Below are 13,675 nucleotides of genomic sequence, written 5' to 3'. Positions count from 1 at the left end.
TGGGGCTGTTCCGGCCCCTCGTTCGCCGAACCGTCCGCTGGCGGCCGGCGGAGGGCGAGGGGCTGGAGCACCTGACCGTCGAAGCGCTCGGCGACGGACGCATCGAGGCACGCTCCGTCGTGGTGGGCGAGCGCGGCGGTTCGCCCTACGGGGCGAGCTACCGCATCCGCTGCGACGCGGGTTGGCGCGTCGCCGGATTCGAAGTGGGCGACGCGACCGGCCGCCGCCTCGCCATGACCTCGCCCGAGCCCGGCCGCTGGCAGGACGCCGAGGGCCGCGCCCGCGCCGAATTCGACGGCTGCATCGACATCGACCTCTCCGCGACGCCCTTCACCAATACCCTGCCGATCCGGCGTCTCGAGCTGACCGAAGCGCAGGGCGCCATCGAACTCGCGATGCTCTACGTGCCCTTCGACACGCTGGAGCCGATCCGCGACGCGCAACGCTACTCGGCGATCGAGGACGGACGGCTGTGCCGTTACGAGGCTTCCGACCGGAGCTTCGTCGCGGAGCTGCCGCTCGACGCGGACGGCCTCGTCACCGACTATCCGACGCTGTTCCGCCGGCTCTGAACGGGACGGGCGTTTTCGCTTCGCGCGCCACCAAACCGCCGGATAGAGTTCGGACGCAGGACCTCGGGCCGGAGAAGTGATTCCCTCGGGAAGCGCTTCGCGCCGCCTGCCGTTCGAGACGCGAGGAGACCGCAGAAGCGATCATGCTGGAATCCATGTACGTCGTGATCCTCGTCGGCACCCTCCTGGTGCTGTTCGCGGCCTTCTCCAGCCTGCTCGCCGCCCGTTTCGGCGCTCCCCTGCTCCTGCTCTTCCTCGGCATCGGCCTCCTCGCCGGCGAGGACGGGCTCGGCCTCCACTTCAACGACGCGCGCCTCGCCTATTTCGTCGGCTCGATCGCGCTGGCGATCATCCTGTTCGATTCCGGCATCGAGACGCCGTTCCGCGCCTTCCGCCAGTCGGCGGCGCCCGCCGTGACGCTGGCCGTCCTCGGCGTGCCGATCACCGCGGCGATCTTCGGGCTCGCGGCGAGCTACGTGCTCGGCCTCCCGCTTCTCGAAGGCGTGCTGCTCGGCGCGATCGTCGGCTCGACGGACGCCGCGGCCGTCTTCTTTCTCCTGCGCGTCGGCGGCATCAGCGTCCGCGACCGGGTGATCTCGACGCTGGAGGTCGAGTCCGGTTCGAACGATCCGATGGCGATCTTCCTGACGATCACGCTGGTGGAACTCCTCGGCGAAAGCGGCGGCCACGGCTTCGGATGGGAGCTCGCGCTCCTGTTCGCGCAGCAGATGGGCCTCGGCCTCGCCGCGGGCCTCGGCGGCGGCTGGGTGATCGCCCGGGCGCTGAACCGCCTCCGGCTTGAACGCGGCCTCGCCCCCATCTTCGCGCTGGCGCTCGCCATGCTGCTCTTCGCTGCGACCGGCGCGGTGGAGGGTTCGGGCTTCCTCGCGGCATACGTCGCCGGCCTCGTCGTCGGCAACAGCCGCGTGCGCTCGGGCCCGACGCTCCGGCAATTCTCCGACGGCATGACCTGGCTGGCGCAGATCGTGATGTTCCTGGTACTCGGCCTCCTCGCGACGCCGTCGCAGTTCGGCGAGATCGCGCTCGCCGCCCTGGCGCTGGCGGCGGTGCTGATCTTCGTCGCCCGGCCGATCGCGGTCTGGTTCTGCATGCTGCCCTTCGACTTCAACTCGCGCGAGACGGCCTTCATCTCGTGGGTGGGCCTCAGAGGCTCGGTGTCGATCCTCCTCGCCATCGTGCCGCTGATCTACGGCCTCGACGCGGACCGCACGATCTTCAACGTCGCCTTCATCATCGTCCTCGCGTCGCTGCTCGTGCAGGGCTGGACGATCGGCCCCGTCGCGAAATGGCTCGGCATCCTCGTGCCGCCGCGCATCGGCCCGGTGGAGAAGGTGGAGCTGGAACTGCCGGGCTCGGCGCATCACGAGCTCCTCTCCTACCGCGTCGTGCCGGGCAGCCCGGTCGCGCGGGGCGAGCGGCTGCCGCGCTGGGCGCGGCCCTCGCTCGTCATCCGCGACGGCCAGTCGATGCGCTTCCAGTATGCCGGCCGCCTCCAGGCGAACGACTACGTCTACCTCTTCGTCTCGCCGCGCTATCCGCGCCTGCTCGACCGCCTGTTCGCCAGCCCCGTCGCGCTCGGCCCCGACGACGCCGAGTTCTTCGGCGACTTTCCCGTCGACCCGCGGCGGCCGATGCGTTTCCTGGCCTCCGCCTACGACCTGGCGCTCGCGCCGGACGACGCGGGCCGGCCGATCGGCGAATGGATGACGGAGGCGCTCGGCGGCCGTGCCGAGTACGGCGACCGGGTGCCGGTCGGGCCGGTCGACCTCGTGGTGCGCGACACCGACGAGGACGGCGCGATCGCGGCGGCCGGCGTCGCGCTCGACCCGGAGGCGAACCGCGAGGCGGAGATCCCGCTGTTCCTGAATCTGCGCGGCTGGTGGAAGCGCCTCCGCGCCCGCAAGGCCCCGCCGCCGCCCGACGGGCCGGAGCCGGCGCAAGAGCCGCCCGCCGCCGACCCCCTGCCGCGTTAGGGCTTATCCCCGTCCGCCGAGCCGCCCGCATGATGGCACCTGGGTCGGACGAGGTGGCGAGATACGGTCGAACGGTGAGTCGCCCTATTGCATTACCCGGGAAACAATCACCCCTTTCTTCGATTCCATCATCCTGAAGCTGCAGGAGGTCGTGGAAAAAGGACCAGCAGGGCGCTCGCCTGTCCTGATGCACATCATTCCGCCTCGTCCTCGTAGCCGACGAGGTGGAGGGGGCGGGCGCGGATCTGGCGGAGCTCGCACCAGCGCACCAGCGCCTCCTCGCGCCCGTGCGTCACCCAGGCCTCCTGCGGACGAAGCTCGTCGATCGTCTCGGTCAGTTCGTCCCAGTCGCAATGGTCGGAGAGAATCAGCGGCAGCTCGACGCCTCTTTGTCTTGCCCGGCCGCGCACCCGCATCCAGCCCGACGCGAAACACGACACGGGATCGGGAAAACGCCGCGCCCACTTGTCGGCGAAGGCCGACGGCGGCCCCACCACGATCGCGCCGGCGAAATCCGCCTTCTGGCCGCGCTCTAGCGTCGCGGGGCGCAGCTCGCCGAGGTCGATGCCTTCCCGCTCGTAGTAGTCGCAGAGCTTCTTCAGCGCGCCGTGGATGAAGATCGGCCGGTCGTAGCCCTCGTCGCGCAGGCACCGGATGACGCGCTGCGCCTTACCGAGCGCGTAGGCCCCGACGAGATGGGCCCGCTCGGGGAACTGCTCGGTGGAGCGGATCAGCCGGCGCACCTCGCCGGCCGTGTCCGGGTGGCGGAAGACGGGGAGCGCGAAGGTGGCCTCCGTGATGAACACGTCGCAGCTCACCGGCTCGAACGGCCGGCAGGTCGGGTCGGCGCGGCGCTTGTAGTCGCCGCTCGCGACGATGCGCGTGCCGCCGAGTTCCACCGCCACCTGCGCCGAGCCGAGGACGTGCCCGGCCGGGTGGAACGAGACCGTCACGTCGCCGATCCGCACCGCCTCGCCCAGCACCGCCGCCTGCCGCGTCGCGGCGAAATCCTCGCCGTAGCGGATCGCCATGATGTCGAGCGTCTCGCGCGTCGCCATGACGTGGCTGGAGCCGGCCCGCGCGTGGTCGGCATGGCCGTGCGTGACGAGCGCCCGCTCCACCGGCCGGACGGGATCGATGTAGAAGTCGCCCGGCGGGCAGTAGAGCCCCTTCGGCGTCGGGCGGAGCAGGTCCTCGAAGCGCGGCATCGCCGGCTTGGCGCTCAGCCGAGCGCGTCCCATTCCGCCTTGCGGGCGGCCATCAGCATCTCGTTGCGCTTGACAACGAGCTCCTTGTACTCGCCGCGCGCTTCGGCGTAGCGCTGCGGGGTCACCCCTTCGATCACGACCTGCGTCTCGTCCGGCTGGTTCTCGAGGATGGCGAAGGTGTCGGCGAGGTACTTGTCCAACGGCATGGCGTTCGCGTCGCTCGCCTGCCGGTCGCCCATCAGGCCGGTGCGGACATAGGGCGGGATGATCTCGATCACTTGGACATGCGTGTCCCTGAGCTGGATGCGCACGGCGTCCGTCCAGCCCCGGATCGCGAACTTCGTCGCCGTATAGGCGGGCGTCATCGCGAAGGGCAGGTAGGCGATGCCGGACGTCACGGTGAGGAGCGCAGCCCGCGGGCGCGAGAGGAGCTGCGGCAGGAGCGCGGCGGTGAGGCGCATCGGCCCGAGGAGGTTGGTCGCGACGGTGGCCTCGGCCGCACCCAGCATTGAGCCGGGTACGGTGAGCTTCTCGTTCTGCATGATGCCGGCCATGTGGACGACCGCGTCGAGCTCGGGAAAGCGTTGGACGATCTCGGCTCCGAAGCGCTCGACGTCGGCGGCGTCGGCGATGTCGAGGGTCATCGTCTCGATGCCGGGATTGGCCGCGGCCACCTCGGCCAGCGCCGCCTCGCGGCGGCCGGAGACGATCACCTTGTTGCCGCGGCGGTGGAACTCCTCCGCCATGCCGCGGCCGATGCCGGAGCCGCCGCCGGTGATGAGGATGGTGTTGCCGGAGAGGCGCATGGCGTCGGTCCCTTCGCACGGCGGCGGGCCGCCGGCCGTTCTCCCGGCGGAACCTATGGCTTTCCCGCCGACGGAAAAGACGGCGCTTGTCAGGTCGCCCGCGCCCGTAGGATAGGCGCGGATCGGAAGCCGGCAGGGAGTCGCGGGACATGGTGGGACGCGCGCTGTCATCGGGGGATCCGATCGCCGACCGGCGCGCCGACTACGCGAAGGCTTACGCGGATGGCGGCGACCATGCCGCGGCGGCCGACCTGATGCGGCAGGCGCTGGAACTCGCGCCCGGCTGGGCGGCGGGCTGGAACGCGCTCGGCGAATACCTCGAACAGTCCGGCGAGCCGGGCGCCGCGGCCGAGGCGCTCAGTCGGGCCGCCGCGCTCGATCCGGCGGACGCGTCGGGGGCGGGCGCGAGGCTCGCGGCGATGGGCCGGGCGCCGGCTCCGGCGGCGCTGCCGCCCGCCTTCGTCGCGACGCTGTTCGATCAGTATGCCGAGCGGTTCGAGGCGCATCTGACGAGAAAGCTCGCCTATCGCGCGCCGGACCTCTTGCTCCGGGCGATCCGGAACGCCGCGCCGGACCGGCGCTTCGAGGCCGCGCTCGATCTCGGCTGCGGCACGGGCCTCATGGGCGAGAAGCTGCGCTCCTCCTGCGAGCGCCTGGACGGCGTCGACCTGTCGTCGGCGATGCTCGCGAAGGCGCGGGCGAAGAACCTCTACGACGCGCTCCGCGAAGGCGACATCCTAGGATACAAGGCGGAGCCGGGCTCGCTCGACCTCGTCGCGGCGGCCGATGTCCTGAACTATCTCGGCGAACTCGCGCCGGTCTTCGCGCAATGCGCGGCGTGGCTGCGGCCGGGCGGTCTCCTCGCCTTCACCGTCGAGGCGCATGGCGGATCGGAGCCCTTCGTCCTCGCCGAGACGATGCGCTACCGGCATTCCGGCGAAGCGGTGGCCGCGCTGCTGGCGGGCGCCGGCTTCGCGATCCGCGCATGCGAGCGGGTGAGCTTGCGCGAGGACCGCGGCGCAGCGGTCGCCGGCCTCGTCGTCGTGGCAGAGAGAACCTAGCCCGCGAGGTCGACGACTCCCGCCTCGCCGCTTTCCGAGCCGAAGGCGAGGCGGCGGCCGCCCTTGTCCCAGTTCATCGCGGCGATCGGGCTTTGTCCCCCGCGCCGGAGCACCGCTTCGCGGGAATCGACGAAGCGCACGGCGAGGATCAGGCCGTCGTTGAAGCCGATCGCGACCATGTCCTCGTCCGGGTGGCAGGCGACGCTCGTCACCATCGCGTTGCCTCTGGTGCCGAGTTCGAGCGGCGCCTTGTTCATCGGCCCGTCCTTGCCGGCGAAGGGCCAGAGGATAGCGGCCGGCGCGCCGGAGGTGGCGAGATAGCGACCGCGCGCCGACCAGCTCCAGCTCTTCACCTTCGCCGGATAGCCGGTCATCCGCATGTGCTTGCCGTCGTCGAGCCGCCAGCCGTGCAGCGCGTTCTCCTGCATGCGGGTGACGAGGAAGCGCCCGTCCGGCGAAAAGGCGATGCCGGTATGCGCGCCCTTCCATTCGAGCTGCGCCGGCGCGCTCTGCGTCGCCGGATAGAACAGCGAAGCGCCGTCGTAGCGGGCGATCGCGAGGCGCAGGCCCTTCGGCGCGAAGGCGACGTCCTCCACGGTGCGCGGGTGCTCTATCTCGTGGATTTTGCCGTCGGCGAGGCGCACGGTGGCTTTTCGCCCGGATCGGTAGGCGATCGCGCCGTTCGGCCCGCCGGCGACGCCATCGACCCAGCGGCGGCCGGTCGAGGCGAACTCGCGCGAGTCTTCGGGACCAGTCGTGGCGACGACCCGGCCGTCCTCGCCGCCGGTGAGCAGGCGCTCCGCGAAGCCGTCGAAGCGTGCCGCGGTGATGCCGCCGCGATGCGCCTCGACCGCTTGCGCCTCGCCTCCTGCCGGGAACCGCAGCGTTCCGTCGGCGAGCGCGAAGACGGGCTCGCCTTTCAGGAAGCCCGCCGCCTCGACGAAGCCCTCGTATTCGTAAGGCGCGACCGTCGGCATCAGGCGGAAACGGTCGCCTTCGCCGCGCAGCCCTTGAAGCCGGCCTCCAGCGCGGCGCGGTCGAGCTCGCGCCCGATGAAGACGAGCCGGCTTTCGCGCTTCTCGTCCGCCCGCCAGGCGCGCTGGTGGTCGCCCTCGATGATCATGTGGACGCCCTGCACCACGTAGCGGTCGGGATCGCCCTTGAAGGCGATGATGCCCTTGAGGCGCAGGATGTTCGGACCCTGCTCCTGCGTCAGCTTCTGGATCCAGGGAAAGAACTTCTTCTCGTCCATCTCGGCCCCGCGCAGCGAGATCGAGTTCACGGTCACGTCGTGGATCGGCGCGAAATGCTCGTGCGCGTGATCGTGGTCGTGGCCCGCGTGGTCGTGATCGTGGTCGTGATGGTCGTGCCCGTGGTGATCGTGGGCATGGTGGTGATGGTGGTCGTGGTCGCAGTCCGGGCCGCAGACGTGCTCGTCGTGGCTCGCCTTGGCCTCTTCGAGGAAGTCCGGGTCCTGGTCGAGCACGCGGGACAGGTCGAAGGCGCCCTGCCCGAGCACGCGGCGGAGATCGATCCCGGCCCGCTCCGTCCGGTGGATCACCGCGTTCGGGTTGATCGCCCGCACCGTCGCCTCGACGCGGCCGAGCTCCTCCGGCGAGACGAGGTCGGTCTTGTTGAGCAGCACCACGTCGGCGAAGGCGATCTGGTCCTCGGCCTCCTTCGAGTCCTTCAGGCGCAGCGGCAGATGCTTGGCGTCGACCATCGCCACGACGGCGTCGAGCTTGGTCTTGGCGCGCACGTCCTCGTCCATGAAGAAGGTCTGCGCGACGGGCACCGGGTCGGCGAGGCCGGTGGTCTCGACGAGGATCGCGTCGAAGCGGCCCTTGCGCTTCGTCAGCCCTTCCACGACGCGCACGAGGTCGCCGCGCACCGTGCAGCAGACGCAGCCGTTGTTCATCTCGTAGATCTCCTCGTCGCTCTCGACGATGAGGTCGTTGTCGATGCCGATCTCGCCGAACTCGTTGACGATCACCGCGTATTTCCGGCCGTGGTCCTCTGACAGGATGCGGTTGAGGAGGGTCGTCTTGCCGGAGCCAAGATAGCCGGTGAGGACGGTGACGGGGATCTGGTCGTTGGAAACGGACGGCGTGTCGGACATCGGATGCCTCCTTGCAGCGAGGCCGATATAGGCGCCCGGCCGCGCGAATGCACGAGGGGTTCGCAAGTCTTCCGCGTTAACGCCGTCGCCCGGCAGGTGCCGCCGCGGCATGGACAATGACAGGGCGCTTCTGCATCCTCCGCTCCGACCTGATCGGGAACGTCGGAGTGGCATGGCCGGGGGCAAGAAGAAGCGTTCGGCGCTGACGCATCTCGTTCTCGCCGCGCGCGCCGGCCGCACGGCGCTTTCCGTGCGCCTCGCCGGGCTCGACCTCTATCCCGGCCAGGACGCCGTCCTCCTCGCGCTCGACCGGCAGGACGGCCTGTCGCTGCGCGACTTGGCGCTGCGGCTCACCGTGCGCCCGCCGACCGTCACGAAGACCGTGGCGCGCCTGTCCGCGCAGGGCTTCGTCGAGAAGCGCGCCTCGGACACCGACGCCCGGCAGAGCCACGCCTTCCTGACGGAGAGCGGCCGCGCCCTGGTGCGCGAGGTGAAGGCGGCGCAGAAGGGGGTGGAGCAGCTCGCACTCGAAGGCTTCTCGAACGCCGAGCGGAAAGCGCTCCGCAAGCTGCTGCAGCGCGCCGAGCGCAACCTCGCCGCCGCGGCGACGGGGCTGCCGGCTGAAAAGGACGAGGAAGAGTGAGCGCGAAACCGTTTTCGGGATGCCGCCGCTTCCCGTCCGCGTCAGGTTTTGCGATAGAACGGCCATGAACGCCGCTCCCCGAACCGCGCAGGCCGCTTAAGGTTGGCGCAGAAGGTCAAGCTTTCCACCATCGCCGAGGCGCTGGGCCTGTCGACGGCCACCGTGTCGCTGGCATTGCGCGACAGCCCGCTCGTGGCGGAGGTGACGCGCGAGCGCATCAAGGCCGAGGCGCTGGCCTCCGGCTACATCTACAACCGCCGGGCCGCGAGCCTCCGGACGTCGAAGTCCGGCATCGTCGGCGTCTGCGTCCACGACATCATGAACCCGTTCTTCGGCGAGATCCTGATCGCCATCGAGCACGAGCTCGACCGACACCGCCAGACCTTCATCCTCTGCAACCACTACGACGCGCTCGCCAAGCAGCGCTCGTTCATCGACACGATGCTGCAGCTCGGCGCCGACGGGCTGATCCTGTCGCCCGCGATCGGCACGCCGGCCTCCGACCTCGAACTCGCCGAGACCAACGAACTGCCGGTGGTGCTGATCGCCCGCACGGTCGAGGGCGCCGGCGCGCCGAGCTTCCGGGGCGACGACTCGGTCGGCATGGAGATGGCCGTCCGCCATCTGGTGGAGCTCGGCCACCGCCGCATCGCGCTGGTCGGCGGCACGGAGGCGACCTCGACGGGGCGCCTGCGCGAGGCGGGCTATCTCCGGGCGCTCGCCGAGGCCGGCATCGAGTTCCGGCCGGAATGGCGGATCGCCGGCCCCCGCTCGCGCCATTCGGGCTTCGACGCCGTGCCGGGCTTCCTCCGGCTCTCCGACCGCCCGACCGCGGTCTGCTGCTTCTCCGACCTCGTCGCGCTCGGCTTCATGTATGGCCTGGCGCGCGCCGGGCTGCGCCCGGGGCGGGACATCGCCGTCACCGGCTACGACGACATCGACGAGGCGGCGATCGCCGTGCCGCCGCTCACCACCGTCGCCAACGGCCAGAAGGAGGTCGGCCGCCGCGCGGCGAGCGCGCTGGTCGCCCGGCTCGGCGGCACGCCCTTCGCCGCCGCCGACGAGCTGATCCTGCCGGAACTGAAGATCCGCAACTCGTCCGGTCTCGACTGACCGGCATCACCGGGAGGCTTCCATGCCCGACCTGAAGACGATTCCCATCCTCGTTCCGGGTCCGCTCAATCCCGATACGCTGGCGGAACTGAAGGAGACCTTCGAGGTGATCGAGGGACACGGCGCGCCGGTGGATGGGCTTCCGGCCGAAACGCGCGAGCGCGTGCGCGGCGTCGCGCTCGCCGGGCGGTTCACGCCGGCCGACATGGAAGCGCTGCCCAAACTCGAGATCGTCGCGCATTTCGGCGTCGGCTACGACGGCGTTCCGGCCGACGAGGCGGCCCGGCGCGGCATCATGGTGACGAACACGCCGGACGTCCTGACCGACGAGGTCGCCGACACCGCGCTCGCCCTCCTTCTCAACACCGTGCGCGAATTCCCGCTGGCGGAGCAACATCTGCGCGCCGGCCAGTGGAAGGAGGCGGCCTACCCGCTGACCGAGCGCACACTGCGCGGCCGGCGCGTTGGCATCCTCGGGCTCGGACGGATCGGTCTCGCCATCGCCCGGCGCGTCGAGGCCTTCGGGCTCACCGTCGAATACCACAACCGCTCGCCGCGCTCCGATGTCGCCTACAGCTATCATCCGACGCTCCTCGACCTCGCGAAGGCGGTGGACACGCTGATCGTCGTGGCACCCGGCGGTGCGGAAACCAAGGGCGCGGTGAACGCCGAGGTCCTCGCGGCCCTCGGGCCCGACGGCGTCCTCGTCAATGTCGGGCGCGGCACGGTGGTGGACGAGCCCGCGCTGATCGCCGCGCTCCGGGACGGCACGATCGCGGCGGCCGGCCTCGACGTCTTCGAACGGGAGCCGCAGGTGCCGGCCGAACTCCTCGCCCTCCCGAACGCCTGTCTCCTGCCGCACGTCGCCTCCGCCTCGCGCGCGACGCGCCGGGCGATGGGCCGGCTGGTGATCGACAACCTCGCGGCATGGTTCGCAGGCGAGGCGCTGCTCTCGCCGGTTCCGGAGACGATCGGGATCGCGAACCCGAATTCGTGATCGCCGGAGAGCCTCTGCGCGGCTTTCCGGGTAAGTTTCGGTTAACCCTCCCTTCCTAACAGTGGAGCCTGGTCCAACGTGTATTGAGGATTCGGTGATGAACTTTGCCGCGATCACGGCCGGCGTCGGCCTCGTCGGAACCCTTCTCGCGGCGAGCCTGCAGGGAGGCCCCGCCTTCTCCGGCGACCTCGCCGCGAGCGGGATCGTCGATCCGATGACGACGGGAGGCATCGCCGCGGCGGCGAGCGCGCCGCGGGACGCCAGCGGCGACATCCGCCTCATCGACCTGAAGGCTGGCGCGACCTGCCGCACCGAGGCGCCGCCGGCCGATGGCGGGCTGAAGGCCGCGCCGCTCGGCACGGACTGCGCCAAGTCGCCGAGCCTGTCGCGCATCGCCTACTGGCGCTCGGAACCGGACGGCTCGCTGGTGATGGCCGATGCCGGCGGACGGAAAGTCTTGGAATTCGCGCCGGGCGACGGCGTGATGTACGAAAGCGTCTATCCGTCGAACGAGCTGATCACCATCGTCCCCGCGAGGGGTTGAGGGGTCCGCCGCAGAGCTGAGGGTTGGAGCTATGGCCTACGAGGGAAGCTGCCACTGCGGCCGGGTCGCCTTCACGGTCGAGGGCGACCTGCCGGCCGAGGCGATGAGCTGCAACTGCTCGCACTGCCGGCGGAAGGGCTTCCTCTTCACCTTCGTACCGCTGTCGCAGTTCGCGCTGACCCGCGGCGAAGCGGAGCTCGCGACCTACGACTTCAACACGCACAGGATCCACCACCGCTTCTGCACCACCTGCGGGGTGGAGCCCTTCGCGGAAGGCACCGGCCCGACCGGCGAGCCGGTGCGCGCCGTGAACCTGCGCGTCGTCCCCGCGGCGGACCTGGACGCGCTCGGCATCCAGAAGGTCGACGGCGCCTCGTTCTGAGGCTCAGGCTGCCGCGCCGCGCCTGAACGCCTCCAGCGGCCTTTTCTGCCGGCCTTCCGCGTGGAAGTTCTCCGGCACCAGCCACGCTTCGAAGGCCGTCCGCAAGGCCGGCCAGTCCCCGTCGGTGATCGCGAACCAGGCGGTGTCGCGGTTCTCGCCCTTGACGATCATGTGCTGGCGGAAGGTGCCCTCGAAGCGGAAGCCGAGCCGCTCCGCCGCCCGCTTCGACGGTTCGTTGCGGTCGTTGCACTTCCACTCGTAGCGCCGGTAGCCGAGTTCGTCGAAGACACGACGCATCAACAGGTACTGCATCTCGGTGGTGGCGACCGTGCGCTGCAGCGCCGGGCCGAGCGCGATGTGGCCGATCTCGATCACGCCGTTGCTCTGGTCGATCCGCATCAGCGCCGCGACGCCCGCCGCCCGGTCGGTCGCCTTCGGCACCACCGCGTGGAACAGGATGCCGCCTGCCAGATAGGTCGCCTCGGCGAAACGCCGGAAGGCTGCCTCGTCGGCGAACGGGCCATAGGGCAGCCAGCGCCACATCGCCTCCGCGGACCCGCGATAGGCCTCGAACAGCTCGCCGAAGCGACGGTCGTCGCGGATCGGCTCGACGGTGACGGTGCGCCCCTCGATCGGCGCGTCCCCCGGCCAGGCGCGCGGCGTCCAGTGCGAAAGATCGCTCGTCATGAATGCCTCCCGATGAAGTCGAGGACGCGGGCGCGCACCGAGCGCTCGCCGACGGGGAGCGCCGTCGCGAGGCCGCTGAGGACCGCGATATGGTCGGCGCCGGGCAGGATCGCGGCTTCCGCCGTCCCGCCCTTGGCGACGACGTGGCGCGCGAGCGAGCGGGTGTTCTCCGGGTTCACCGTCGTGTCATCGCTGCCGGCGAGCAACAGCATCGGCGGCTCCGTGCCGTCGACGAAATGCACCGGTTGGCTGTCCTCGCGCGTCTCGACCGGGAAGACGCGCTTGTAGCGCTCCTCCTTCAGCGGCAGGAAATCGTAGGGCCCGGCGAGGCCGATGAAGCCGGCGAGCCGCCGTTTCGACAGGCCGACGGCGCGGAGATACCGGGGATCGGTCGCGAGCAGGCCCGCGATCTCGCCTCCGGCGGAATGGCCCATCAGGAACAGCGGGTGGCGTCCGGCAGGAAGTCCCTCGGTGCCCTCGCGGCCCGCCTTCTCCACCGCGGCGACGGCCTTCGCCGCGTCCTCGACGAAGCGCGGAAACACGACCTCCGGATAGAGGCGATAGTCCGGCACCGCGACGGCGATCCCGGCCTTCGCCAGCGACTGGCCGACGAAACGATAGATGTCCTTCGAGCCGGAGTCCCATGCGCCGCCATAGACGAACACCACCAGCGGCGTGTCGGGCCTGACGTCCGCCGGCACGTAGAGGTCGAGCGTCCCGCGCGCGCCCGGCGCGTAGCGCAGGTTCCGCTCCAGCGCGTAGCCGGCCCGGCTGGTGACGGCGTTGAGGAGGCTCGCGCCCGAGCAGCCGGCGAGCGCCAGCAAGGCGGCGAGGCCCGCCAGCGGGCGAAGGAAACGCATGGATATGGGCTCGGTTTTAAGCCTTCAGGCCCGCCGCTTCCCGCGCGAGGCGCGTCACCTCGTCGAAGCGACCCGCCGCCACCGCATCCTTCGGCGCGATCCACGAGCCGCCGACGCAGACGACGTTCGGCAGCGAGAGGTAGTCGCGCACGTTCGCCGGCGAGACGCCGCCGGTCGGACAGAAGCGCACCTGCGGGAAGACCGGTGCCAGCGCCTTCAGATAGGCCGCGCCGCCGAGCTGTTCGGCGGGAAAGAACTTCAGGACCTCGTAGCCCTCTTCCAGCATCGCCATCAGCTCGCTCGGGGTCGCCGCGCCCGGCAGCAGCGGAGCCGGCGAGCCCTTCGCGGCGTCGAGCACTTCCATCGTCGCGCCGGGCGAGACGACGAACTTCGCGCCGGCGGCTTCCGCATCGTCGAACTGCTTCGGGGAAAGCACCGTCCCGGCGCCGCAGACGATCTCCGGCACTTCCGCCACGACGGCACGGATCGCATCCAGCGCGGCGGGCGTCCGGAGCGTGATCTCGATCGCTCTTATGCCGCCTTCGACGAGCGCGCGCGACAGGTCCACGGCCTCCGCCGCGCTCCCCACCGCGACGACGGGCATCACCGGCTGCGCCTCGAGCACGGTCAACAGCGCCTGGACGTTCTGCGGCATGGCTCGGGTCGCCTTCCTCTTGGTGGAAACGCAG

At 70.7% G+C, this 13,675-nt stretch carries 15 protein-coding genes; 8 read left to right on the top strand and 7 right to left on the bottom strand.

The window, feature by feature from the left end:
• Positions 1-5: 5 nt before the first annotated feature.
• Positions 6-572 carry a putative glycolipid-binding domain-containing protein gene (locus F6X38_RS16330; protein WP_150971699.1) on the top strand — a complete coding sequence of 189 codons (567 nt, stop codon included), beginning with the start codon at positions 6-8 and terminating at the stop codon, positions 570-572.
• Positions 573-715: 143 nt separating this feature from the next.
• On the top strand, positions 716-2,566 hold the full coding sequence (locus F6X38_RS16325; protein WP_150971458.1) for a potassium/proton antiporter: 1,851 nt from the start codon (positions 716-718) through the stop codon (positions 2,564-2,566).
• 194 nt (positions 2,567-2,760) lie between these two features.
• Here the strand turns inward: F6X38_RS16325 and F6X38_RS16320 are convergent, their stop codons facing one another.
• Entirely contained in the window at positions 2,761-3,807 is a 1,047-nt protein-coding gene (locus tag F6X38_RS16320; protein ID WP_425482875.1) for a ligase-associated DNA damage response exonuclease, read from the bottom strand.
• A complete protein-coding gene (locus F6X38_RS16315) occupies positions 3,789-4,580 on the bottom strand; it encodes an SDR family oxidoreductase (protein WP_150971456.1) in 792 nt (263 codons plus the stop codon). Before F6X38_RS16315 ends, F6X38_RS16320 begins: the two co-directional genes overlap by 19 nt.
• Positions 4,581-4,729: 149 nt before the next feature.
• Here F6X38_RS16315 and F6X38_RS16310 point away from each other — a divergent pair, with 149 nt between their 5' ends.
• A complete protein-coding gene (locus F6X38_RS16310; protein ID WP_150971454.1) occupies positions 4,730-5,641 on the top strand; it encodes a class I SAM-dependent DNA methyltransferase in 912 nt (303 codons plus the stop codon).
• Here the strand turns inward: F6X38_RS16310 and F6X38_RS16305 are convergent.
• Together F6X38_RS16305 and F6X38_RS16300 are read right to left on the bottom strand one after the other, a co-directional pair.
• The gene (locus F6X38_RS16305; RefSeq protein WP_150971452.1) at positions 5,638-6,618 is read right to left on the bottom strand and encodes a WD40 repeat domain-containing protein; all 981 of its coding nucleotides are present in this window, start codon (positions 6,616-6,618) and stop codon (positions 5,638-5,640) included. The two genes, F6X38_RS16310 and F6X38_RS16305, sit on opposite strands and share 4 nt — an antisense overlap.
• On the bottom strand, positions 6,618-7,760 hold the full coding sequence (locus tag F6X38_RS16300) for a CobW family GTP-binding protein (protein WP_150971450.1): 1,143 nt from the start codon (positions 7,758-7,760) through the stop codon (positions 6,618-6,620). The genes F6X38_RS16305 and F6X38_RS16300 overlap by 1 nt, the downstream gene beginning before the upstream one ends.
• A gap of 172 nt (positions 7,761-7,932) precedes the next feature.
• Here F6X38_RS16300 and F6X38_RS16295 point away from each other — a divergent pair, with 172 nt between their 5' ends.
• The 5 genes from F6X38_RS16295 (at position 7,933) to F6X38_RS16275 (ending at position 11,439) form a co-directional block, all read left to right on the top strand.
• Positions 7,933-8,403: a MarR family winged helix-turn-helix transcriptional regulator gene (locus tag F6X38_RS16295; protein WP_150971448.1), complete on the top strand. Its 471-nt coding sequence runs from the start codon at positions 7,933-7,935 to the stop codon at positions 8,401-8,403.
• Between the two features lie 102 nt (positions 8,404-8,505).
• Entirely contained in the window at positions 8,506-9,516 is a 1,011-nt protein-coding gene (locus F6X38_RS16290) for a LacI family DNA-binding transcriptional regulator (protein WP_150971446.1), read from the top strand.
• 22 nt (positions 9,517-9,538) lie between these two features.
• Complete coding sequence (locus F6X38_RS16285) at positions 9,539-10,513, top strand: 2-hydroxyacid dehydrogenase (protein ID WP_150971444.1); 975 nt, start codon at positions 9,539-9,541, stop codon at positions 10,511-10,513.
• A gap of 97 nt (positions 10,514-10,610) precedes the next feature.
• A complete protein-coding gene (locus tag F6X38_RS16280; RefSeq protein ID WP_150971442.1) occupies positions 10,611-11,057 on the top strand; it encodes a hypothetical protein in 447 nt (148 codons plus the stop codon).
• Positions 11,058-11,088: 31 nt separating this feature from the next.
• Positions 11,089-11,439 carry a GFA family protein gene (locus F6X38_RS16275; protein WP_150971440.1) on the top strand — a complete coding sequence of 117 codons (351 nt, stop codon included), beginning with the start codon at positions 11,089-11,091 and terminating at the stop codon, positions 11,437-11,439.
• Positions 11,440-11,442: 3 nt separating this feature from the next.
• On the opposite strand, the gene F6X38_RS16270 is transcribed toward F6X38_RS16275, so the two are convergent.
• From F6X38_RS16270 to F6X38_RS16260, 3 genes are read right to left on the bottom strand one after another with little or no spacing between them, the layout of a single operon-like run.
• Positions 11,443-12,126 (bottom strand): GNAT family N-acetyltransferase, encoded by a 684-nt coding sequence (locus tag F6X38_RS16270; RefSeq protein ID WP_150971438.1) that lies wholly within the window; start codon positions 12,124-12,126, stop codon positions 11,443-11,445.
• Positions 12,123-12,986: an alpha/beta hydrolase gene (locus F6X38_RS16265; RefSeq protein ID WP_150971436.1), complete on the bottom strand. Its 864-nt coding sequence runs from the start codon at positions 12,984-12,986 to the stop codon at positions 12,123-12,125. The genes F6X38_RS16270 and F6X38_RS16265 overlap by 4 nt, the downstream gene beginning before the upstream one ends.
• Before the next feature lie 16 nt (positions 12,987-13,002).
• Positions 13,003-13,641, bottom strand: coding sequence for a bifunctional 4-hydroxy-2-oxoglutarate aldolase/2-dehydro-3-deoxy-phosphogluconate aldolase (locus F6X38_RS16260; RefSeq protein ID WP_150971434.1), 639 nt, complete (start codon positions 13,639-13,641; stop codon positions 13,003-13,005).
• Between the last annotated feature and the right edge of the window lie 34 nt (positions 13,642-13,675).

Origin of the sequence: Plantimonas leprariae (assembly GCF_008802405.1) — a bacterium.
GTDB classification, from domain to species: Bacteria; Pseudomonadota; Alphaproteobacteria; order Rhizobiales; family Rhizobiaceae; genus Plantimonas; species Plantimonas leprariae.
Note: the sequence above shows the minus strand (reverse complement) of the source record. Positions and strands in the feature narration are given on the sequence as shown.

What these genes read in the sequence shown, in the direction of transcription:
- F6X38_RS16265 (WP_150971436.1), bottom strand. Translation starts at nt 12,986, where the DNA reads ATGCGTTTCCTTCGCCCGCTGGCGGGCCTCGCCGCCTTGCTGGCGCTC.
- F6X38_RS16325 (WP_150971458.1), top strand. Translation starts at nt 716, where the DNA reads ATGCTGGAATCCATGTACGTCGTGATCCTCGTCGGCACCCTCCTGGTG.
- F6X38_RS16260 (WP_150971434.1), bottom strand. Translation starts at nt 13,641, where the DNA reads ATGCCGCAGAACGTCCAGGCGCTGTTGACCGTGCTCGAGGCGCAGCCG.
- F6X38_RS16305 (WP_150971452.1), bottom strand. Translation starts at nt 6,618, where the DNA reads ATGCCGACGGTCGCGCCTTACGAATACGAGGGCTTCGTCGAGGCGGCG.
- F6X38_RS16320 (WP_425482875.1), bottom strand. Translation starts at nt 3,807, where the DNA reads ATGGGACGCGCTCGGCTGAGCGCCAAGCCGGCGATGCCGCGCTTCGAG.
- F6X38_RS16315 (WP_150971456.1), bottom strand. Translation starts at nt 4,580, where the DNA reads ATGCGCCTCTCCGGCAACACCATCCTCATCACCGGCGGCGGCTCCGGC.
- F6X38_RS16280 (WP_150971442.1), top strand. Translation starts at nt 10,611, where the DNA reads ATGAACTTTGCCGCGATCACGGCCGGCGTCGGCCTCGTCGGAACCCTT.
- F6X38_RS16285 (WP_150971444.1), top strand. Translation starts at nt 9,539, where the DNA reads ATGCCCGACCTGAAGACGATTCCCATCCTCGTTCCGGGTCCGCTCAAT.
- F6X38_RS16300 (WP_150971450.1), bottom strand. Translation starts at nt 7,760, where the DNA reads ATGTCCGACACGCCGTCCGTTTCCAACGACCAGATCCCCGTCACCGTC.
- F6X38_RS16310 (WP_150971454.1), top strand. Translation starts at nt 4,730, where the DNA reads ATGGTGGGACGCGCGCTGTCATCGGGGGATCCGATCGCCGACCGGCGC.
- F6X38_RS16295 (WP_150971448.1), top strand. Translation starts at nt 7,933, where the DNA reads ATGGCCGGGGGCAAGAAGAAGCGTTCGGCGCTGACGCATCTCGTTCTC.
- F6X38_RS16270 (WP_150971438.1), bottom strand. Translation starts at nt 12,126, where the DNA reads ATGACGAGCGATCTTTCGCACTGGACGCCGCGCGCCTGGCCGGGGGAC.
- F6X38_RS16275 (WP_150971440.1), top strand. Translation starts at nt 11,089, where the DNA reads ATGGCCTACGAGGGAAGCTGCCACTGCGGCCGGGTCGCCTTCACGGTC.